Here is a 21613-nt window from a genome sequence, read left to right as displayed (position 1 = left end):
AGATGAAAAGAAAAAATACCATATTTTCAAAATTATATGTAGTGCTGTGTCTGGCATTTTTTTACCTGCCGATCCTTGTGACTATGATTTTTTCCTTTAACTCGTCCAAGTCCCTGACCAGATTTACAGGATTTTCCCTGCGCTGGTACGGGGAGCTGATCAACAACATGGAGATCAGCAAGGCAGTTTATGTTTCTGTCACAGTGGCAATCCTGGCAACAATTATTTCCACAGTGCTGGGAACTATTACAGCCATCGGCCTTTCCAAATCCAGAAAAGTACTGAAGGAACTGGTACTTACCATCAATAACTTTCCGATCCTGAACCCGGAGATCGTAACAGCTATCGGTCTGATGCTTCTGTTTTCTTCTCTGGGAATGACGAAAGGTTATCTGACCATGCTGCTGGCACATATCGCGTTCTGTACGCCTTATGTAATTACCAGTGTATATCCGAAGGTGCGAAACCTGGACCCGAACCTGGCCAATGCGGCGATGGATCTTGGTGCAACGCCATATCAGGCCCTTACAAAAGTTATCGTGCCTATGATCAAAGAGGGAATTTTTGCGGGAGCGCTTCTGGCATTTACCATGTCCTTTGACGATTTCGTAATTTCCTACTTTGTTTCCGGAAATGGAGTAAAAAATATCTCCATCGTTGTATATAATATGACGAAGCGTATCAATCCGACCATCAACGCACTGTCAACGCTCGTGATCGTGGTGATCGTACTGGTATTACTGTTTGCAAATCTGATACTGCCGAAGCTTCAGGATTCTACAGTAAAGAAGATGAATCCGAGAACAAGAAAGATCGTGGCAGCAGTTACGGCTGTGATCCTGGTGGTCGTTTTTGGAAAATGGACGCTTGTAAGCCAGGGAAGCCATGTACTCCGTGTATATAATGCCGGTGAATATATGGATCTGAACCTGATCGACAAATTTGAAAAACAGTATAACTGTACCATTGTCTATGAGACGTTTGAGTCCAACGAGATGATGTATACAAAACTTGCCAGCGGTGAGACCTACGATGTTCTGGTACCTTCTGATTATATGATCGAGAGGCTGATCAAGGAAGAATACCTTCAGTCTATTGACTGGAAAAAGATTCCGAATAAGAAGAATCTTCTTCCTGAAGTACAGAACAAGGACTACGATCCAGGAAACCGTTATTCCTGCCCGTATTTCTGGGGAACAGTCGGAATCCTTTATAATAAGAATGTAGTATTACAGGACGATCTGGATAAAGAGGGCTGGAACATTCTTGCAGATGAGAAATATAAAGGAAATCTTTACATGTATGATTCCGAACGAGATTCCTTTATGATCGCCCTGAAAGCACTTGGATACTCCATGAATACCACAGATCTGGGCGAGATCCAGGAAGCCTATGAATGGCTGATCAACCAGCGTGATACCATGGACCCAATCTATGCAGGAGATGATGTCATCGACAATATGATCTCCGGAAACAAGGCAATGGCAGTGGTATATTCAGGAGATGCTTCTTATATTATCAGTGAAAATCCGGATCTTTCCTATTATACACCCGAGCAGGGAACCAACACATGGTATGATGCCATGGTCATCACCAAAGACTGTAATGAGGTAGATCTGGCCCATGAGTTTATCAATTTTATGCTGGATGACGAAAATGCTCTTTCCAATACCGAAGAAGTAGGATATACTTCTACTGTAAAAAGTGCGTTCGAGGAGATGAAAAACGGAACTTATGAGGGAATTGATTCCTATATTCCGCAGATCGATAATCCAAAGAATGAAATCTTCGGATACCAGAAGCCAAAGATCAAGCAGAAATTCGCAGAGCTTTGGACCAAGGTAAAAGCAAAATAACAAGACGTCAGAGAGAGACATGAAGGAGGTTCTATGAAAGCAAAAAAAGCGGCAGCGATCATGTTATGTGCGGCACTTGGAGCATCTATGGTAACAGGTGTCAGCGTCAGTGCAAAGGATAAAGATGAACTGGTACTTTACACATGGGACGGAATGGTTCCGCAGGAAGTGCTGGATGATTTTGAAAAAGAAACAGGAACCAAGGTTGTTTACTCTAACTTTGATACCGATGAGACCATGCTTGAGAAACTTTCCCAGGCAAAAGGCGGCGATTACGATGTGGTAATTGCAGATGATTACATTATCGACAGTGCGGTAAAAGAAGGACTTGTCCAGAAGATCGACAAGGATACTGTTACCAATTTCGGAAACATCAATCCGCTTTTCCAGGGACAGTTTTATGATCCGGATGACGAGTACACCGTACCATACGGTGCAGGAATTCCGCTGATCGTTTATGATCCGGATCAGGTAGATATCGACATCAAAGGATACAAAGATCTCTGGGATGAATCCCTGAAAGACAGCGTGGCGATCATCGGAAATTACCGTGTAATTGCCGGAATCACACAGCTTTCCATGGGTGAGAGCATGAATGAAGAGGATGTGGATGTGATTGCCAAGACCGGTGAGAAACTGAAGGAGCTTGCACCGAATATCCGTATGATCCAGGATGATAATACACAGAATGCACTTCTCAATGGAGAGGCAAGTGTGGCATTCCTCTACACATCCCAGGTAACACAGGCGCTGAAGGATAACCCGGACCTGAAGGTGGTTTATCCGGAGGAAGGTCTTGGATTTGGTATTCTTGGAACTTTTATCCCAAGTGAGGCACCAAATGCGGAGGCTGCCAATGAATTTATCAACTATATCCTGCAGCCGGAAGTAACTGCAAAATGCATCAATTCTGTAGGTTACTACAACACAAACAAGGCAGCAGATGATCTGGTAGATGAGAACCTGGTTGTGCCGGATGATGTGACCAAAGGCGAGATCGTGCAGAACGTAAGCCAGGAAGCAGAGCAGGAATACAATAAGATCTGGACAGAATTTAAAGCTGCCTGCGATTAAGGCGGACAGACCAGTAAGGGGGTTTTTCAGATGGAAATATACAAAGGCACATCCGCTTTTTCCGGAATAGCCATTGGAAAAATACTGTATTACCACAGGGGCGAATACCAGATCCGTCAGTCTATGGTAGACAATGTAAAAAAAGAGCTGGATCGTCTGGACCATGCAAGGACAGCAGTAAAGACCCAGATCCAGCATATGTATAAAAACGGAGCACCCCTCCCAAAAGAGCAGGAGCTGACATTGAAACGTCAGCTGAAGCTCTTAAGCGGAGGCAGTTTCCAGCGGGCTGTAGAGAGCATGATCACAACAGAAAAGGTTAGTGCGGCTTATGCGGTCCAGACAACCAGAGATGAGCTTGCCAATGTATTTCGCAAGCTGGAAGATGAGGCTGTCAAGGAACAGATCGAAAATATCCGGGAGATCTCAGAACTTCTGATCGGCGCCATGGGTGGTTCCCATGCGCGGATCAATCTGGGAGATGAGCCGGTGATCCTTGCGGCAGAGCAGCTTTCCCCAAATGAACTTCTGGAGATGAACAAATCCAGCCTTCTGGCAATAGTCATGCATCAGGGATCAATCATTTCCCATGTATCGATTATGGCGAAATCCATGGCAGTGCCTACACTGGTGGAAGTGGAGATACAGAAGGAGTGGGACGGCCATATGGCCATTGTGGATGGATATACAGGAACTCTGTATATTGATCCGGAACCGGAACTTCTGAAAGAATATGAGATCCGCCACAGGGCAGATATGGAAGAACGGGAAGAACTCTTAAGACTTCGTAATCAGGAGGATATCACAGCCGATGGAAAACAGATCAAACTTCTGGCCAATATCGGAAATCTGGATGATCTGAATACGGTTCTTTATTACGGAGCTACAGGCATCGGTCTCCTTCGAAGTGAATTTCAGTATCTTGGAAGAGAAAATTATCCAAGAGAGAACGAGCTGTTCCGTGCTTATAAGAAGGTAGCGGAGGATATGGAAGGCCGTCCGGTTGTGATCCGTACCGTAGATCTGGGTGCAGACCGGCAGGCAGAATATATGGCCATCCCGGATGAAGTCAATCCTATGATGGGAAACCGCGGTATCCGACTTTGCCTTGACCGGAAAAAAATGTTCAAAGCCCAGCTTCGTGCCATTTACCGGGCAAGTGCCTATGGAAACATCAGTCTGATGTATCCGATGATCACATCGGAGGAAGAACTGGATGAGATCGAAAAACTGATCCAGGAGGTAAAAAAAGGCCTGGATGAGAAGAATATTCCCTACAAAAATATCCGTACCGGAATCATGATCGAAACACCGGCTGCAGTTATGATCAGCGAAGAACTGGGAAAACGTGTGGATTTCTTAAGCCTTGGAACCAATGACCTGACCCAGTATACCCTGGCTATGGACAGGCAGAATCTTCTTCTGAAAAACAAATACAATGACCATCATCCTGCGCTTGTGAAGATGATCCGGATGGTGACAGAAGCAGGACATAAATCCGGATGTAATGTTTACATATGTGGGGAGCTGGCAGCAGATTCCAATCTCACAGAGAAATTTATCCAGATGGGTGTGGACGGACTTTCCGTTGTGCCGGCTTGCGTACTTCCTGTACGGAAGGCAATCCGTGCGGCGTATGCGGACGCGGCAAACCGACGGTCAGAGAAATAGTATCCAGTCAAATAAAAATCCTGAGAATTTCTATGTTTATATTTCACATAGGATTCTCAGGATTTTTTGTATATTTACAATTCGTTCGTTTTACTGCTTACTCGTAACAAAATAGCTGCAGGACGGTTATCGAAGTCCAAGCACCTGGGCAGTTTCCGAAATAAATTCCGGTGTGGTACCACAGCATCCGCCGATTACAGAAGCTCCGTTTTCAACAAGTACCTTCATGTAACCTGCAAAATCAGCAGGTGTCATGCTGTAAACGGCATTACCAAGATCATCGATCTGCGGCATTCCCGCGTTCGGTTTGGCGATAACCGGAATGGAAACATTCTCTTTGATATTACGGACAACAGATACCAGCTGATCCGGACCAACAGAGCAGTTGATGCCGACTGCACTGGCACCGGCAGCTTCGAGGGACATAGCAGCCTCTACGGCATTGCCGCCGCTGAAGATACTTCCGTCTGCTTCTACAGTTACAGTACAGATGATCGGAAGGTCGCAGACACTCTGGCAGGCATCTACAGCAGCCAGTGTCTCTTCAATATTGATCATGGTTTCCGCTACGATCAGATCTACGCCAGCATCCCGGAGATAACCGATCTGCTCCTGATAGGTTTCAAAGGCTTTTTCGTAGGTCATATCACCGGCCGGGGCCATCATCTTACCGGTTGTGGTGATATCTCCCGCAACATAAACGCCCTCCGGTGTGATCTCTTTGGTGTAGCCGGCCAGGGTATGGTTGATCTGCTCAATCTGATCTTCCAGACCGTGCATGGTGAGATTGATGCGGTTTCCACCGAATGTAGGTGCATAAATAATATGGCTTCCTGCTTCAATATAAGCTTTCTGAAGGGACTGGATCACATCTTTGTGCTCAAGCACCCAGCTCTCTGTGCAGACACCTCTTGGCATTCCTGCTTTCATCAGGTTGGAACCGGTAGCACCATCCAGCAGCAGGACATGGTTCTCAGTCAGTTTCTGAAATTCCTGTTTTGTCATATGTTTATATCCTCCTTATGGCAGCCAATCACGGTTGGCAAAAAAAATAAGGCTCCTCCTGTAACTGCTGCACTCATTGCCGTGTATCTATTTTAACATAGGAGAGAAGAATAATAAAGACCTTGCGTAATAAATGGACGGATTGTATAATAGCCACTAGGCATATCACAGAGCGGAATAGAAATGTCCGCTTTACAGCTTTGGGAACAGAAACCAGAAGATACAGGTAAATAAAAAGAAAGGATTGTTTTGATGAAGGGACTTTATGATATTCACTGCCATATTCTGCCGGGGGTGGATGATGGCGCCAGGAATATGGAAGAAGCCTTATGGATGCTGAACAAGGAATATAAAGACGGAGTACGTCATGTGATTCTGACTCCTCATTTCCGATATGAGATGTTTGAACCACATATGAATATTGTAACGAGAGGTTTTATGCAACTGAGAAGAGAGATCGTAAATATTGGCCAGGGCGATATGCAGATTTATCTTGGATGTGAACTGCATTCCAGTATGGATATGGTGGAATGTCTGAAAAAGGGCAGGAGACTTACCATGGCCGGCTCCAGGTATGTACTTGTGGAATTTAGTAATAACGATGAAAAGAGCTATATTGAAGAACGGATCAGAAGTCTTTTGATGTACGGTTTTATTCCGATTATTGCACATGCGGAGAGATATAGTGCCACAAGAAATGATGTTCGTTTTCTTTCAGAGCTGAGAGAAGCCGGTGCTTATATTCAGATCAATGCGGACACTATCAGTGGACACAGCGGCTTCGGAGCAAAAATGTATGCAAAAAAGCTCATGAAACAGGGACTGCTGGATTTTGTGGGATCTGACGGACACAGGCAGAATGAGCGGATTCCGGAAATTGGAAGATGTGTGGAAAAAGTGGAAAAAACCATGGGGACGGAATACGCAAAAAAAATATTTATCAAAAATCCCCGTAAGATCACAGGGCGATAGGGAAAAAGTATTTATCGCAAAAGAGAAGAATTTGTGATATACTTTCACAGGAAAGCTTTTATACATATTATAATATAGAAGAAATAAGTCATCCGCAAAATGAAACGTATGATTTCAGAGTATTATAGCAATAAGAATAATAGCAGTAGTTGGATTGATAAAACAAAGGAGACTGGAAATATGTGTGGAATTGTAGGTTTTACAGGTAAGCATCAGGCAGCACCGATTTTACTGGACGGTCTTTCCAAACTGGAATACAGAGGATATGATTCTGCCGGTATTGCAGTGCGTGACGGAGAGAATGAGACAGAAGTCATCAAAGCAAAAGGGCGCCTTAAAGTTCTGATTGAAAAAACAAACGGAGGAGAATCTGTTCCGGGAACCTGTGGCATTGGCCATACAAGATGGGCAACACACGGGGAACCGTCAGAAACCAATGCACATCCTCATGTCAGCGACGATGGAAATGTGGTTGCCGTACACAACGGTATCATCGAAAACTATCAGGAACTGAAAGAAAAACTTCTTCGTAAAGGTTATACGTTTTATTCTGCAACAGATACGGAAGTTGCGGTAAATCTTGTAGATTATTATTATAAGAAATATGGAAAATCACCGGTTGAGGCAGTCAGCCATGCGATGGTACGCATCAGAGGTTCCTATGCACTCGCCATGATGTTCCGTGATTATCCGGGAGAGATTTTTGTAGCAAGAAAAGACAGCCCGATGATTCTGGGTGTGGGAGACGGGGAGTCTTATATTGCTTCCGATGTTCCGGCGATTCTGAAATATACAAGAAATGTTTATTATATTGGAAATCTGGAGATGGCTCATGTGAAAAGGGGAGAGATCACCTTTTACAATCTGGATGGCGAAGAAATTGAAAAAGAACCAAAGAAGATTGATTGGGATGCAGAAGCTGCTGAAAAGGCTGGATATGAGCACTTTATGATGAAAGAAATCCACGAGCAGCCGAAAGCGGTTTCCGATACCATCAATTCTGTTGTAAAAGATGGAAAGATTGACCTTTCCGGTGTGGGAATGGATGAAGAAACGATCCGGAATATCAGCCAGATTTATATTGTGGCCTGTGGATCTGCATACCATGTCGGCATGGCAGCTCAGTATGTTCTGGAAGATCTGGCGCGTATCCCGGTACGTGTGGAGCTTGCATCAGAGTTCCGTTATCGTAATCCAATTCTGGACAAAAACGGCCTTGCGATCATCGTCAGTCAATCCGGAGAGACAGCAGACAGCCTTGCGGCACTTCGTGAATGCAAAGCCAGAGGAATCCGTACCCTTGCCATTGTCAATGTAATTGGATCTTCCATTGCTAGGGAAGCAGATAATGTATTTTATACACTTGCCGGCCCGGAAATTTCTGTGGCTACCACAAAAGCTTACAGCACACAGCTGATTGCTTCCTATATTCTGGCTCTTCAGTTTGCAAAAACAAGAGAAGAAATTACAGAAGAACAGTGTGATGCATATATAAAAGAACTGCAGACACTTCCGGAGAAAATTGAGAAAATTCTTGAGGATAAGGAACGTCTCCAGTGGTTCGCATCCAAGCAGGCCAATGCCAAGGATATTTTCTTTATCGGAAGAGGAATTGATTATGCGATCAGCCTTGAGGGAAGCCTTAAAATGAAAGAAATCAGTTACATTCATTCAGAGGCCTATGCGGCAGGAGAACTGAAGCATGGAACAATTTCTCTGGTGGAGGACGGAACTCTTGTGATCGGCGTTCTTACCCAGCCGAGCCTCTATGAAAAAACAGTGAGCAATATGGTAGAGTGTAAGAGCCGTGGCGCTTATCTGATGGGGCTTACCACATTTGGAAATTATAATATTGAGGACACTGCGGACTTTACCGTTTATATCCCGAAAACAGATCCGCATTTTGCCACTTCACTGGCTGTAATTCCGTTACAGCTTCTGGGCTATTATGTAAGTGTAAATAAGGGTCTTGATGTAGATAAGCCAAGAAACCTTGCAAAAAGTGTTACTGTAGAATAATTTCCTTACCAAGGAGGAGTGCATATGAAAAAAATAGGAAAACATATTCCGGGGCTGATTGTAATGCTGGTAGTTCTGGCAACTGCTGTTGTATTTGCAGGAATGCTCCTGAATATGAAAGTGATCCCGACAAAATTCATCGCAGTGATCAGTCTGGTTATGCTGATTCTGGTACTGATTGTCGGAGCACTTGTATGGAACACAGACAAAAAAATACGTTTTGTTCTGGGAGTATTGATTGCCGCTATTCTGGGTGCGGCGTTTATTCTTGGAAGCATGTATGTTTATCAGACCCATTCAGCACTTGCGGATATTTCCGGTGTGAATACAGAGGTCACGGAAGTTGGAATATATGTCCGTGCGGATGATTCTGCTGATTCGATAGCGGCAACTGCGGACTATGTATATGGTGTCCTTACAGATCTTGACCGTGAGAATTCCGATAAGGCTATTCAGGAGGTAGATTCTGAAGCCGGAAAAAGTGTCAAGGTTCAGGAATTTGCAGGGCTTACAGAGCTCGTTGACGGTCTTCTGAACGGACAGACAGGGGCCATCGTTCTGAACAGCGCTTATCTGAGCGTGATAGAGGAGATGGATGGATATTCAGATGTTTCATCCAGAATCCGTGAACTGACAGTAAAAAAAGTGGAAACAACCATTGAGCCGCAGCAGACGGAACAGAAATCTGAAGACAGCGCAGATAAAGGAACGGTTTATACAATCTTTATCAGCGGTATTGACAGCAGAAGCGGATTGGTTGCCAAGAGCAGAAGTGATTCCAACATTGTGGCAACTGTAAACACAGATACCCGCCAGGTTCTGCTGGTGTCTACACCACGTGATTATTTTGTGCCGCTTTCAATTTCCGGCGGACAGAAAGATAAGCTGACCCATGCGGGAATCTATGGCATTAATGTATGTATGGATACTCTGGGAATGCTTTACAATGAAGATATCAATTACTATTTCCGTATCAATTTTGCCGGATTTGAACAGCTGATTGATGCTCTTGGAGGCATTACGGTTTATTCTGATTATGAGTTTGATTCCAAGAACGAGTTGGGATATCACTTTAATCAGGGCGAGAATCAGATGAACGGAGAACAGGCACTGATTTTCAGCCGTGAACGTTACTCCTTCCAGGAGGGAGACCGCCAGCGCGGAAAGAATCAGATGGCCGTAATCAAGGGCGTAATCAATAAAGCGCTTTCTCCGGAACTCCTGAAAAATTATTCTTCCGTACTTTCCAGCATCCAGGGATGTTTTGAGACAAATATCTCCTATGAGGAAATTGCCGGTATTCTGCAGAAGCAGCTGAATAACGGGGGAGACTGGAATATTGTAAGCTACAGTGTAAATGGTACCGGTGACACACAGAAACCGTATTCCATGAGCCAGAAAGCGTATGTTATGATTCCTGATGAGTCTACTGTTCAGAAGGCTGAAGAGATGATGAAGAAGGTTCGTGACGGTGAGACTGTTTCCCAGGAGGAAGCAGATGCAGATGCATCTGCGGCCGCAGCTACGGCTACAGATACGCAGTCTGCCACTGCAGAAACTACAGACACAGCAGCACAGAATGCAACAGATACACAGGCAGCAGATAATGGTGCAGCACAGTAGTAAACGAAATAAAGCGTAGAAAAACCGCCAGGCGGTGCAACTGGTATTCAGAACTTATTCTGAACCAGTGTACCGCAGGCGGTTTTTAGTTTTTGATAAAATTATAGTTAAAGAATTTCTTTCAGATAACGCTCCAGGGCATCCTGCCATGTTGGAAGGGGCTGGAAACCGTTTCTTACAAGTTTGGACTTATCCAGGCGGCTGTTGAATGGTCGAACCGCTTTGGAAACACCATATTCTGCAGTAGTAACAGGAGAAACCTGTACGTTTTCATATTCTTTATGACCGAGGGCAGCAGCCTGACGGAAGATTTCTTTTGTGAAATCATACCAGCTGATGAAACCGCCCTCGTTGGTTGCATGATAATAGCCGTATTTTTCTGTCTCGATCATGTCTACCAGAAGACGGGCAAGGTCATAGGTGTAGGTTGGTGTACCGATCTGGTCACTGACTACGGTCAGTTTGTCGTGGGTTTTCCCTAAGTTTACCATGGTGCGGATAAAGTTCTTACCGTTTTTGCCGAATACCCAGGCAATACGTACGATAAAGAATTTATCAACAGTGCCGGATACTGCCAGCTCGCCGTCAAGCTTGGTCTGACCGTATACATTCTGGGGAGCGTAGTCTTTGCAGTCCGGATCCCATGGAGTGGTTCCCTGGCCGTCAAAAACATAGTCTGTGGAAATGTACATCATTTTGATGCCAAGCTCTTTACAGATGTCCGCAATGTTCTGGGTTCCCACAACATTGACAAGACGTACTTTTTCGCGGTTTTCCTCATCCTCTGCAGCATCTACGGCTGTCCATGCAGCACAGTGTACCACTGCATCCGGATTTACTTCGCGAATGGCTTTTGCTACTGCTTCTTTATCTGTGATATCCAGCTGGACATAAGGCATGGTGGTAACCGGAGTACCATCTGCAATGCCGCTGTAGGAAGGTGCAATGTCGCTTCCTACGCCTTCATGTCCACGGCTGGACAGTTCATTCATCACGTCATGGCCAAGCTGGCCGCCAACGCCTGTTACGAAAAATTTCATGCTTTAACCTCCTCGCGGTTTCCATACATTTTTTCGTAGTAATTCTGGTACTCACCGGAGATGATGGTTTCCCACCATTCCTTGTTGTCAAGGTACCATTTGATGGTCTTTTTGATTCCGTCTGCAAATTTTGTCTCCGGAAGCCAGCCAAGTTCGTTATGGATCTTGGTCGGGTCGATGGCATAACGCATGTCGTGGCCTTTACGGTCAGCTACGTGTGTGATCAGGCTTTCCGGTTTTCCAAGTTCCTTGCAGATCAGTTTTACGATGTCGATGTTCTTCATCTCATTGTGTCCGCCTACGTTGTAAACCTCACCTACACGTCCTTTGTGGATGATCAGATCGATGGCACGGCAGTGATCCTCAACATAGAGCCAGTCACGGACATTTTCACCTTTTCCGTAAACTGGAAGTGGTTTGTCGTTCAGAGCGTTGGCGATCATCAGCGGGATCAGTTTTTCCGGGAAGTGATATGGGCCGTAGTTGTTAGAGCAGCGGCTGATGGTCACTGGCAGGCCGTAAGTTCTGTGATATGCCAGAACAAGAAGGTCTGCGCCTGCTTTGGAAGAGCTGTAAGGGCTGCTTGTGTGGATCGGAGTTTCCTCTGTGAAGAAAAGGTCCGGTCTGTCAAGCGGAAGATCTCCGTAAACCTCATCTGTGGAAACCTGATGATAGCGCTGAATTCCGTATTTACGGCAGGCATCCATAAGGACTGCAGTACCTTTGATGTTGGTGTCAAGGAATACTTCCGGGTTCTCGATGGAACGATCTACGTGGCTCTCCGCTGCGAAGTTTACCACGATGTCCGGATGCTCTTCCTCGAAAAGCTTGTAAACAGCGTCACGGTCTGTGATGCTCTCCTTTACAAAGCGGAAGTTCGGTTTGTCCATAACCGGTGCAAGAGTGGAAAGGTTTCCTGCGTAAGTCAGGCAGTCCAGGCATACGATACGATAGTCCGGATGAGCCTCCATCATATGAAAAATAAAGTTGCTTCCGATAAATCCGGCACCGCCGGTAACAATGATTGTCATAAAAAATCTCCTTTATAATATGAATGATTGATCTTATGCGGATTCCGTCGGAACGGAGCTCGCCGGTAAATACAGTGTTAAAAAACAGATCGGCTCAGTGAAGAGCGTCCAGATATTTTCCGTCCAGAACATCCTTGAGATACTGACCGTACTGGTTTTTCTTAAGGATTTCGTAAACCTTGAGCACGTCCTCCTTTGTGATCCAGCCGTTTAAGTAAGCAATCTCCTCAAGGCATGCGATCTTGCGGTGCTGATGCTGCTCCATGGTCTTTACGAAGTTGGTTGCCTCTACAAGGCTTTCGTGTGTACCGGTATCCAGCCATGTGAAGCCCTGGCCCAGAAGCTCGACGTTCAGCTGTCCCTTCTCAAGATAGATACGGTTCAGGTCTGTGATCTCAAGCTCGCCTCTTGCGCTTGGCTTCAGGTTCTTTGCGTACTCTACAACCTTGTTGTCGTAGAAGTAGAGACCGGTGACACAGTAGTTGCTCTTTGGCTTTTCCGGTTTCTCTTCAATGGAAACTGCTTTTCCGTTCTGGTCGAATTCTACGATACCGAAACGCTCCGGATCATCCACATAGTATCCGAAAACAGTGGCTCCTTTGCCTGTTTCTGCGTTGTTTACAGCAGCTTTCAGGCGCTTTTTGAGGCCATGTCCTGCGAAAATATTGTCACCAAGGACCATACATACAGTGTCGTTGCCGATGAATTCCTCACCAATAATGAATGCCTGGGCAAGTCCGTCCGGGCTTGGCTGTACAGCATAGGTGAGGTTGACACCAAACTGATGGCCGTCACCGAGAAGCTCCTCAAATCTCGGGGTATCCTGCGGTGTGGAGATGATCAGGATATCACGGATGCCTGCATTCATAAGAACAGACATAGGATAGTAGATCATCGGTTTGTCAAAGATCGGCAGAAGTTGTTTGGAGGTCACCATGGTAAGCGGGTAAAGACGTGTTCCGGAGCCTCCGGCTAAAATAATTCCTTTCATATGTTTTCTCCTTTGCGTGATGATGTGCAGCATAAGTCGTGCCTGCACATAACTTTGTTACTGTAACTGTATTATAAAAGGTGACGTAAGGTTATCTTCAAGCGCTTTTTTCATATTTTTTATTTTTGGCTATTTTTCACAAATAAATACGCCGGCGTCCTTGGTAATGCGGAAGCCTTTGGCAGTTTTTCTAGCAGTGTAGGCCCGGAATTCCTTGTAACGGTCCAGGATATACTGATTCTGGTTGCCGTGGCAGGAGAGAACGTAGGAGATCAGCGGCTCCGCATCCTGGACCAGAAGGCAGTCTTCATAAGAAAGCCAATGAGCCTTTGGGAAAAAAGGCTCCAGGATACTTTGACCGTTTTCACGTCCGAACCGTTCATAAAGCCGGTCTGCGGAAAGCACTATCCGTTCATCAAAATCCTGCACCAGCTGGCTGACCTCCTGCATATGTGCCTTTCCGTAAGCACTGCAGAGAAATCTTCCGCCGGGAGCGAGGACACGGCGAACTTCTTTCAGGACGGAGGGAATATCATCGCAGTAAAAAAGCACGTGATTGGCGATCACCAGATCAAAGCTTTCGTCCTTGCAGGGGATTTTTCTGCAGTCAAAGGCCCGGAACGCAAACCGGGTATCCGAGGAACCGATGGCTCGTCTGGCATCGCGGAGCATACCGTTGGAAATATCGGAAAGTGTGATGGAGATATCCTCCGGCAGAAGGGAAAGGTTGTCGGTCCATAACGTTCCGTCCCCGCAGCCCAGCTCCAGAATACGAAGACCGGGCGAGATCCGGCATTGCTCAAAGATCCAGGGAAACCATCCCTGTTTGTTCTGGGAGTACAGACTGTGGAGATTGATCCTGGAGGAAATGTTGGTGGCATTCTGATACTGATTCTTGAGGCTTTTTTCCATGCCGGTCAGGTGGATCAGGTTCAGCATCTGGCTCCAGTCAATGGTGTGCTGTTCATTTATCACCTGTGCGGTATCCTGGATCGCTTTTTCCACCAGCTGCATTTGTTCGATCCGGTCACGGACCAGACGAAGCTGGATATTCAGAGAATTCAGCATGAAATGATAATCGGAATCACCGATGGTCATTTCACGGATGTCATCCAGGGAAAAGCCCAGATATTTCAGAAGGAGGATCTGCTGAAGCCTTGCAAAATCCTCGTCTGTATAAAAACGTGCGCCGGATTCGGTGACGAGAGAGGGTTTCAGGATATCCTGTTTATCATAATAGCGGACAGTACGCAGAGTTACATGTGCCATGCGTGCAAATTCGCCGGAGGAATAGTAGCCGTCTTTTTTCATAAAAAATAGATTCCTTTCTGAGGAAATAATAAACATCCTGCAATAGAAGTCATAAAAGAATTATAATTCAGATTCGGAAGCCGTACAAGAGAAAAACAATATTGACAAAATTCTGCTGGTTTGTTAGTATATCGTTTCGAAAAAAAGGAACCCCGGAATCATATTTCCGGGATAAGCGTTCGATATAAAAAGGAGTAATTTTTATGCGAAACCGTACTCTGGATATGGTAAAGGCGATCTGTGCTTATGCAGTTGTGCTTCTTCACGTCCATTTTCCGGGAAATGCCGGGATCATAGCCAATGTACTTGCCAGATTTGCAGTACCTGTGTTTTTTATGGTTTCCGGATATTTCTGCTTCCGTGGTGACGATACGGAATTTGTAAGAACCGGGAAAAAAGTCCGGCATGTTCTTAAACTGATGCTTGTGGCATTTCCGGTCTGCTGTCTGTGGGAGCTGATCCAGAACCACATCGACGGAGCAAGCCAGAAGGAATGGCTGGAAGCCCTGGTTTCGGGGGAACATATTCGCCAGTTTCTTCTATATAATAACAGCTCTCAGGTGAAATGGCATCTGTGGTTTCTCCCGGCACTGCTCTATTGTTATCTTCTTTTTGCCCTGGCAGCAAGATTCCGGATTTGTAAGCAGGCATATGTTCTGATACCGGTGCTTCTTCTGATCCATTTCGGAATGGAGGAATTTTCGACCTTCCTGTTCCCGGAAAAGCATTTCCGTGTTATGCAGTTTCGAAACTATCTGTTTACCGGATTTCCGTTTTTTATGTTGGGACATCTGATACACAGACATCAGGAAAAGCTGGAAGCCTGGTTTGCCGGAAAAAAAGTGTTTCTTTTGTATGGCATGGCAGCTGGCGGCGGGATCGCAAGTCTGCTGGAATACCGGTATTTTGGCAAACTGGAATTGTTTCTGGGTTCAGTATTTATGGCTGTTGGCCTTTTTCTCATTGCGATCATGGGAAAAAATCGGAAAGTGCCCGAGCTTCCGGTAGCCATCGGTCAGAAATATGCATTTTTTATTTATCTGTTCCATCTCTGTGTGGCGGATATCCTGAAGGATGTGGCTGTGGCAGTTGGAATTGAGAAAAATCTTTTATATCTGTGGATGAGACCGGTGATGGTCTGTGTTTTTGTGACTGCTGTGGCGGTAATGTATGGATATGGAATGAGGATCTGCCGGAAATAGAGGAGTTTATGGTATTTTCATATTTATGCGCTGTGATTTTGTACTAAAATATGCTAAAATATCCTTTATTGATAAGTCACAGCACTCCCCCGGAGGATGTGGGGAAAGCGACTGGAATATCCTGCTTCAGGGTGAAAAATACTGAGACGTGAAAGAAAAAGGAGATTTTTATGGATTTACAAAACAGAGCGGAGGCCGGCGGTGACGGACACGATGAGAGTGTACTGAATCCGGAGATGCCCAACGAAACAGATCTGACGAAGAAGGAACGCCGCCGGATCGAAAAAGAGAAACTGAAGGGAATGGGAACAGGTAAGAAGATTCAGTATATCTGGATGTATTATAAGATACATATGCTGTGCGTGCTTCTTGCCATTGGCGGAGTCTGTCTGGGAGTGAATATTTATCGTCACGCACAGATGAAGACGGTGCTTTCCATTGCAGTGGTGAATGCAGGGGATTTTGACGCTGAGAAGGTGGAAGAGGATGCCCTGAAGACACTGGGAACAGAGGATAAATATGCAGAAGTCAGTGTGGCACAGAATCTGATGACGGACGAGACAGGAGAGGATTTCGATTATTATGCCAGGATCGCATATGTGACGGAAATCCAGAGTGCTACCGTTGATGTCCTGATCATGCCGAAGGAACTCTATGAACATGAGAAGGACAGCGGAATGTATGCAGATCTCAGGGAAACGTTTGGAGATGAGGTATTTGAGTCTTTGGGCGCTGTGGATGATCAGCATCTGGAGCTTGACGGCAGCAGTAGTATTGCTCAGGAATTTGGCCTGAGATATGATCCGGTGTGCATCTGCCTTCCGGGTAATGTGAAGAATAAAGATAATGCATTGAAATGGATCCAGTCTGTTCTGAAATGATGAATCCATATGTCTGGCTGAGTACAGAGATAAATAAGGCCTCCGGTTCGTAATACAGGAACCGGAGGCCTTATTATATATGAATATTACAGTGTATCGTTACGTTTGATGTAGCCGGGCTCATCTGCAGGACGGATGATCTCCTTGGCATGTGTGATCTTGGCATGCTTGTCTACGACCAGATTTTCGATATGGACATTTTCACCGATGGTGCAGTCTGCAAGAACTACACAGTTCTTGATAACAGCGCCCTTTTTGATGGTACAGCCACGTCCGACAATAGAATTCTCTACAGTTCCCTCGATCATGGAGCCGTTGGAGATAACGGAGTTGGAAACATTAGCTGTGTCAAAATAATGGGTCGGGCAGGAGTTATTGGTGCGTGTATAGATCGGCCAGTTATCATGGAAAAGATCTGTTGCAGTTTTGTAGTCGATCAGATCCATATTTGCATCGTGATAGCTCTTGAAATCAGTGATCGATGCAAAATATCCGCGATGAGATATACCACGCACATCCAGCTCACCGTCTCTGCAGCCGGCATTGATCACGTCTGCAAGGGTATAAAGAGAGGAAATCTCTTTTGCCTTATGGATGAGGCTGATGAAAAGCTCCTTGCTCATTACGTAGGTATCCATGAAAATGTTGCGGTTCTTTGCATTGCCGTGGTTGTGCTCAATGGAGAGAACACCCTTCTGACGGTTCAGGTTCAGGATGTGGCAGTTCAGATAGTTCTCCTTGGCATTATCAACGGAATGATAAAGCATGGTCACATCTGCACCGGATTCGATATGGGCATCGATCAGCTTGGAATAGTCGGTGGTGTAGATCATGTAATTCGGAGCGATAACAACATACGGATAATGAACTGCTTCGATGCACTCCAGATTGGAGTAGTAGTTGTCGATATCGGTGTTATAGATATCGTTGACTCCGAAATGCTCTGAAAAGAGGAGTTGGAGATTACCGCTCTTGGAGTTGATGTTATAGTGACGTCCGGTTCCGAGATGTTCTACAAGAGAACGGGGTTTGTTCTTTACATAGACCTGAATGTACTCAATTCCGCTGTTGGTCATATTTGAGATCGGGAAGTCGATGACACGATATCTTCCGAGAAATGAAAAGGCGCCGATCGCACGGTAGTCCTGAAGCCCCTCCACATGGATATTTCTTTCTGAGGAATTCACGATTCCAAATGCTTTAAACATATTACTCAGCCCCCTTTACACGTTTTGATACAAGTTCGATGTGCTCACTGTCCTTGGAACCGACACGAGCATTGGTACCGATCACGACTCCGTCTGCAACGAGAGCACGCTGGACAACGGCACCTGCTTCAACAACAACACCCGGCATCAGGACACTGTCGATGATCTTGGCACCAGGACCGACCTTGACACCTGTGAAAAGTACGGAGTTGGTGATCTCACCTTCTACAACACAGCCCTGAGTGATGAAAGCAGTGTTGATCACAGCTGTATCACAGATATACTGTGGAAGAGAGGTAGCATCCTCAGTGTAGATTTTCCAGGTAGGATCGTTAAGATCCAGTTCACTGTTTGGACTGAGAAGATCCATGTTTGCTTCCCAGAGAGAATCGATGGTTCCTACATCCTTCCAGTAGCCTTTGAACTTGTAGGCGTAGAGTGCCTTGTCCTGTGCAAGGAGTGTAGGGATGATGTCTTTACCGAAATCGTGATTGGAATCAGGATTCTTGATATCAGCCAGCAGGAGCTTGCGCAGAAGCTTCCAGTTGAATATGTAGATACCCATGGAGGCAAGATTGCTCTTCGGGTGTTCCGGTTTCTCCTCAAATTCCACGATGCGGTCATCTTCACCGGTGTTCATGATACCGAAACGGCTGGCTTCCTTCATGGGAACCTCGATAACTGCAATAGTCGCATCTGCCTTATGCTGGATATGGTCATCAAGCATCTTTGCATAATTCATCTTATAGATGTGGTCACCGGAAAGGATCAGAAGGTATTCCGGGTTCTGTGAGTCGATGAAATCAATATTCTGAGAGATCGCATCAGCTGTTCCACGGTATACATCCAGACCGGCATCAGCCTTCTCACGTGGAGGAAGTACATAAACTCCGCTGTCCTTGGCATCAAGGCCCCAGCGGCCACCGGCTGCTACATAGCTGTTCAGTAAAACTGATTCATACTGTGTCAGTACACCTACGACATCAATGCCGCTGTTGGCACAGTTACTGAGCGGAAAATCCACGATGCGATACTTACCACCATAACCAACGGCTGGCTTGGCAACTTTATTCGTCAACTCGTGAAGACGACTTCCTCTTCCGCCGGCCAGAATCATTGCTAACATACTGTTTTGTTTCATGGCGAATCCTCACTTTCATTTCTTGTTTATTGTCAGAAGTGTTTTAACTTAAAAACAATAAACTTTGTTCATATTATACACCTTTTGGGATTGAAAATCCAGTTTTTTGTGCAAAAAAACGTTATTTTTGTGTTAAAATTTTGTGCGAATTTGAAAAAATTGACAGGTAATTTGTCGGAATAGAAAGAAACGGTCAAAGCCGGTCCTGAAATTCAGATAAAATGGTGAAAAAACATCCAGAATCCGGATTTGCTTGCGTAAGAAGAGGAAAAAGTGTATTCTGAAAAAAAGATTTTATTCGGACAAAAGTATCCGGCGAAGAACTATTTGGGAATAACAGAGGGAGAAAATAAGATGAAAGATGAAAAAATTTCCAACTATGTAAAGCTATGTGAAGACTGGGCAGATAAATTCATGAAAATGGATCAGGAAAATTTAAGAAAAAGAGTTCCGGAACTGAAGGAAGAAAATGGATTTCTTACCCTGATCCATTTCGGACGAAAATACGGGATCAGCCTGAATGATGGAAGCATCTGCAGTATGGATGGCCAGCAGGAGCCGGATACAACAGAAATGCTGAATATTTATACACTCCTCGGATATGCCAAAGAAGGAGCGTTTTTTATGAATAAATGGGTACCTTTTGCAGATCTTCGCAATGCAAGACCTTTTGCACCGGCATATAAGATCGGTGAGACCGATGTGTTTGGAGCTACGTTTTCCGGACATGAAAAAGAACTTCGGGAAGCATTCTGCAAACTTGGAGGAAAAGAACTCCCACAGGGAGATGTGGGCTATGAAATCAGAGCCTTTGAATGTATGCCAATGAGATTTTTTTTCTGGGAGAGAGATGAGGAGTTTGAAGCCCAGGGAAATATTCTTTTTGATTACAGCGCCACAGATTTTAATCATGTGGAGAGCGCGGTATCCATTGCAGATGCAGGGATTAAGCGTCTGGCAGAGCTGGCAGGCCTGCCGGTCAGGGGAAAATCGTTTCAAATGAAATAAAGACGGGATTGACGAACCGGAATGGATGTGGTAATGTGTGTTAGAAAGAAGTTAGTTTAAACTAACAATGAGGAAAACATGCCACATGGGAAAATATCTGAAATCAGTGGGGAAAAACAGTCTTGATTTTCTGAAATATGTAGGCCCGGGTCTGCTTGTAACAGTGGGATTTATTGATCCGGGAAACTGGGCATCCAATATAGCGGCAGGTTCCGGTTATGGATACAGCCTTCTGTGGATGGTGACGTTGTCGACAGTTATGCTGATCATTTTGCAGCATAATGCAGCGCATCTGGGAATTGTCACTGGTCTTTGTATTTCGGAAGCGGCCAGCCGTTATATGAATAAAACAGTAAAAAACATCGTACTCTGGACTGCGGTTGCAGCAGCGGTTGCAACTGCCATGGCAGAAATTCTGGGAGGTGCCATGGCTCTTAAGATGCTGTTCCATATTCCGGTACGGGCGGGAAGCATGGTGATACTTGTGGCAGTGCTGGCATGCCAGTTTACAAATGCCTATAAAAAAATTGAAAAACTGATTATATTATTTGTTTCGCTGATTGGATTTTCTTTTCTGATTGAGATTGGCATGGCAGATATTGACTGGCCGGCTGCAATGACTGGATGGGTGAAACCGGATTTTCCGGAAAATTCCATGCCTGTGATTATGAGTGTCCTTGGAGCGGTTGTAATGCCGCACAATCTTTTTCTCCATTCGGAAGTAATTCAGAGCAGACAGTGGAATCTGGAAGAGGAGGAAGTAATTCAGAAGCAGCTGAAGTATGAGTTTAAGGATACGCTTTTTTCCATGATTATCGGATGGGCAATCAACAGTGCAATGATTCTGATGGCGGCGGCGACTTTTTATAAAAACGGGGAAGGCGCGGTCGATGATCTGGCTGTGGCGGGAAATATGCTGACTCCTCTCATGGGAAAAGGGGCCTCCGTAATTTTTGCCCTGGCACTTCTTCTGGCAGGACTTTCCTCCAGTATTACAGCCGGAATGGCAGGCGGGACTATTTTTTCAGGAATTTTTAATAAACCTTATGATATCAGTACAAAAGAAACCAGGCAGGGAGTACTGGTAACCATGGTTCCGGCAGCATTGCTGATTCTTCTGATCCGTTCACCCTTTGATGGCCTGATTTATTCGCAGATGCTTCTGGGAATGCAGCTGCCCATCACTATTTTTACACAGATATATCTTACCTCGTCCACCAGGGTTATGGGAAAATATGCCAACAGTACCAGATTGAAGATAACCTTATGGACGATTGCGGGAATTGTAACGCTTTTAAATGCAGGATTGCTGATTACGTCTATATAAGTTGGGAAGATATCGAAGCAGATGGAGCATATCTTCGGGAATCATATGAAAAATATGGAAAAAAAGGAGAATCATAGGAAAAAATGTTTGCCATTATTACAAAAAAAGTATATTATTACATAACTATGAATTTTGGTGACTATTTTAATTTATCTGTGAGGTGTCCTGACAGAAGTCTCTGTCAATTTTCCAGAAACATTTTTCGATTTCAGTATGGACAGAAGAGAACCGGAAGCAGAGAAGTATAAGGGTC

17 protein-coding genes are annotated in these 21613 nt (G+C 45.1%); 10 read left to right on the top strand and 7 right to left on the bottom strand.

The genetic code is table 11. From position 1 onward, the window contains the following. Positions 1-2 precede the first annotated feature (2 nt). From GPK88_RS10355 to ptsP, 3 genes are read left to right on the top strand one after another with little or no spacing between them, the layout of a single operon-like run. Positions 3-1856, top strand: a complete 1854-nt coding sequence (locus GPK88_RS10355; protein ID WP_173772470.1) for an extracellular solute-binding protein — start codon at positions 3-5, stop codon at positions 1854-1856. Between the two features lie 33 nt (positions 1857-1889). Beyond that, positions 1890-2930 (top strand): polyamine ABC transporter substrate-binding protein, encoded by a 1041-nt coding sequence (locus GPK88_RS10350; RefSeq protein WP_148448851.1) that lies wholly within the window; start codon positions 1890-1892, stop codon positions 2928-2930. A gap of 30 nt (positions 2931-2960) precedes the next feature. Then, positions 2961-4601, top strand: a complete 1641-nt coding sequence (ptsP, locus tag GPK88_RS10345; RefSeq protein WP_173772469.1) for a phosphoenolpyruvate--protein phosphotransferase — start codon at positions 2961-2963, stop codon at positions 4599-4601. A gap of 126 nt (positions 4602-4727) precedes the next feature. Here ptsP and GPK88_RS10340 read toward each other — a convergent pair whose 3' ends face one another. Next, complete coding sequence (locus tag GPK88_RS10340; protein WP_173772468.1) at positions 4728-5606, bottom strand: homocysteine S-methyltransferase family protein; 879 nt, start codon at positions 5604-5606, stop codon at positions 4728-4730. Between the two features lie 252 nt (positions 5607-5858). Between GPK88_RS10340 and GPK88_RS10335 the strand changes: the two genes are divergently transcribed. The 3 genes from GPK88_RS10335 (at position 5859) to GPK88_RS10325 (ending at position 10220) form a co-directional block, all read left to right on the top strand. Beyond that, on the top strand, positions 5859-6578 hold the full coding sequence (locus tag GPK88_RS10335) for a CpsB/CapC family capsule biosynthesis tyrosine phosphatase (RefSeq protein ID WP_148448845.1): 720 nt from the start codon (positions 5859-5861) through the stop codon (positions 6576-6578). A gap of 180 nt (positions 6579-6758) precedes the next feature. Further along, entirely contained in the window at positions 6759-8597 is a 1839-nt protein-coding gene (glmS, locus tag GPK88_RS10330) for a glutamine--fructose-6-phosphate transaminase (isomerizing) (RefSeq protein WP_173772467.1), read from the top strand. Between the two features lie 24 nt (positions 8598-8621). Then, positions 8622-10220, top strand: coding sequence for an LCP family protein (locus GPK88_RS10325; RefSeq protein WP_173762575.1), 1599 nt, complete (start codon positions 8622-8624; stop codon positions 10218-10220). Positions 10221-10327: 107 nt separating this feature from the next. On the opposite strand, the gene rfbD is transcribed toward GPK88_RS10325, so the two are convergent. The 4 genes from rfbD to GPK88_RS10305 form a co-directional block, all read right to left on the bottom strand. Further along, positions 10328-11260 (bottom strand): dTDP-4-dehydrorhamnose reductase, encoded by a 933-nt coding sequence (rfbD, locus tag GPK88_RS10320; protein WP_173762576.1) that lies wholly within the window; start codon positions 11258-11260, stop codon positions 10328-10330. Beyond that, a complete protein-coding gene (gene rfbB / locus GPK88_RS10315; protein ID WP_015525710.1) occupies positions 11257-12291 on the bottom strand; it encodes a dTDP-glucose 4,6-dehydratase in 1035 nt (344 codons plus the stop codon). Before rfbB ends, rfbD begins: the two co-directional genes overlap by 4 nt. Positions 12292-12385: 94 nt before the next feature. Then, positions 12386-13282 (bottom strand): glucose-1-phosphate thymidylyltransferase RfbA, encoded by an 897-nt coding sequence (gene rfbA / locus GPK88_RS10310; RefSeq protein ID WP_118170718.1) that lies wholly within the window; start codon positions 13280-13282, stop codon positions 12386-12388. A 129-nt stretch (positions 13283-13411) separates the two neighbouring features. After that, complete coding sequence (locus GPK88_RS10305; RefSeq protein WP_173746262.1) at positions 13412-14593, bottom strand: MerR family transcriptional regulator; 1182 nt, start codon at positions 14591-14593, stop codon at positions 13412-13414. Between the two features lie 203 nt (positions 14594-14796). Here GPK88_RS10305 and GPK88_RS10300 point away from each other — a divergent pair, with 203 nt between their 5' ends. Next, complete coding sequence (locus GPK88_RS10300) at positions 14797-15795, top strand: acyltransferase (RefSeq protein WP_173746260.1); 999 nt, start codon at positions 14797-14799, stop codon at positions 15793-15795. Between the two features lie 170 nt (positions 15796-15965). Then, the gene (locus GPK88_RS10295; protein ID WP_173746258.1) at positions 15966-16676 is read left to right on the top strand and encodes a hypothetical protein; all 711 of its coding nucleotides are present in this window, start codon (positions 15966-15968) and stop codon (positions 16674-16676) included. An 86-nt stretch (positions 16677-16762) separates the two neighbouring features. On the opposite strand, the gene glgD is transcribed toward GPK88_RS10295, so the two are convergent. Both glgD and GPK88_RS10285 read right to left on the bottom strand, forming a co-directional pair. Continuing rightward, a complete protein-coding gene (glgD, locus tag GPK88_RS10290; RefSeq protein WP_118514924.1) occupies positions 16763-17884 on the bottom strand; it encodes a glucose-1-phosphate adenylyltransferase subunit GlgD in 1122 nt (373 codons plus the stop codon). A 1-nt stretch (position 17885) separates the two neighbouring features. Beyond that, positions 17886-19025, bottom strand: coding sequence for a glucose-1-phosphate adenylyltransferase (locus tag GPK88_RS10285; protein ID WP_059086314.1), 1140 nt, complete (start codon positions 19023-19025; stop codon positions 17886-17888). Between the two features lie 354 nt (positions 19026-19379). Here GPK88_RS10285 and GPK88_RS10280 point away from each other — a divergent pair, with 354 nt between their 5' ends. Together GPK88_RS10280 and GPK88_RS10275 are read left to right on the top strand one after the other, a co-directional pair. Next, positions 19380-20033, top strand: a complete 654-nt coding sequence (locus GPK88_RS10280) for a DUF3786 domain-containing protein (RefSeq protein WP_173762578.1) — start codon at positions 19380-19382, stop codon at positions 20031-20033. Between the two features lie 85 nt (positions 20034-20118). Continuing rightward, positions 20119-21360 (top strand): Nramp family divalent metal transporter, encoded by a 1242-nt coding sequence (locus tag GPK88_RS10275; RefSeq protein ID WP_173772463.1) that lies wholly within the window; start codon positions 20119-20121, stop codon positions 21358-21360. Positions 21361-21613: the final 253 nt, after the last annotated feature.

It is taken from the genome of Blautia sp. MCC269, assembly GCF_018785655.1.
Classification (GTDB): Bacteria; Bacillota; Clostridia; order Lachnospirales; family Lachnospiraceae; genus Blautia_A.
This window is presented reverse-complemented; position numbering and strand designations above follow the sequence as displayed.

Bases quoted from the DNA above. Each gene is read 5' to 3' on its own strand.
- GPK88_RS10355 (WP_173772470.1), top strand. From the start codon at position 3: ATGAAAAGAAAAAATACCATATTTTCAAAATTATATGTAGTGCTGTGT.
- GPK88_RS10350 (WP_148448851.1), top strand. From the start codon at position 1,890: ATGAAAGCAAAAAAAGCGGCAGCGATCATGTTATGTGCGGCACTTGGA.
- ptsP (WP_173772469.1), top strand. From the start codon at position 2,961: ATGGAAATATACAAAGGCACATCCGCTTTTTCCGGAATAGCCATTGGA.
- GPK88_RS10340 (WP_173772468.1), bottom strand. From the start codon at position 5,606: ATGACAAAACAGGAATTTCAGAAACTGACTGAGAACCATGTCCTGCTG.
- GPK88_RS10335 (WP_148448845.1), top strand. From the start codon at position 5,859: ATGAAGGGACTTTATGATATTCACTGCCATATTCTGCCGGGGGTGGAT.
- glmS (WP_173772467.1), top strand. From the start codon at position 6,759: ATGTGTGGAATTGTAGGTTTTACAGGTAAGCATCAGGCAGCACCGATT.
- GPK88_RS10325 (WP_173762575.1), top strand. From the start codon at position 8,622: ATGAAAAAAATAGGAAAACATATTCCGGGGCTGATTGTAATGCTGGTA.
- rfbD (WP_173762576.1), bottom strand. From the start codon at position 11,260: ATGAAATTTTTCGTAACAGGCGTTGGCGGCCAGCTTGGCCATGACGTG.
- rfbB (WP_015525710.1), bottom strand. From the start codon at position 12,291: ATGACAATCATTGTTACCGGCGGTGCCGGATTTATCGGAAGCAACTTT.
- rfbA (WP_118170718.1), bottom strand. From the start codon at position 13,282: ATGAAAGGAATTATTTTAGCCGGAGGCTCCGGAACACGTCTTTACCCG.
- GPK88_RS10305 (WP_173746262.1), bottom strand. From the start codon at position 14,593: ATGAAAAAAGACGGCTACTATTCCTCCGGCGAATTTGCACGCATGGCA.
- GPK88_RS10300 (WP_173746260.1), top strand. From the start codon at position 14,797: ATGCGAAACCGTACTCTGGATATGGTAAAGGCGATCTGTGCTTATGCA.
- GPK88_RS10295 (WP_173746258.1), top strand. From the start codon at position 15,966: ATGGATTTACAAAACAGAGCGGAGGCCGGCGGTGACGGACACGATGAG.
- glgD (WP_118514924.1), bottom strand. From the start codon at position 17,884: ATGTTTAAAGCATTTGGAATCGTGAATTCCTCAGAAAGAAATATCCAT.
- GPK88_RS10285 (WP_059086314.1), bottom strand. From the start codon at position 19,025: ATGAAACAAAACAGTATGTTAGCAATGATTCTGGCCGGCGGAAGAGGA.
- GPK88_RS10280 (WP_173762578.1), top strand. From the start codon at position 19,380: ATGAAAGATGAAAAAATTTCCAACTATGTAAAGCTATGTGAAGACTGG.
- GPK88_RS10275 (WP_173772463.1), top strand. From the start codon at position 20,119: ATGGGAAAATATCTGAAATCAGTGGGGAAAAACAGTCTTGATTTTCTG.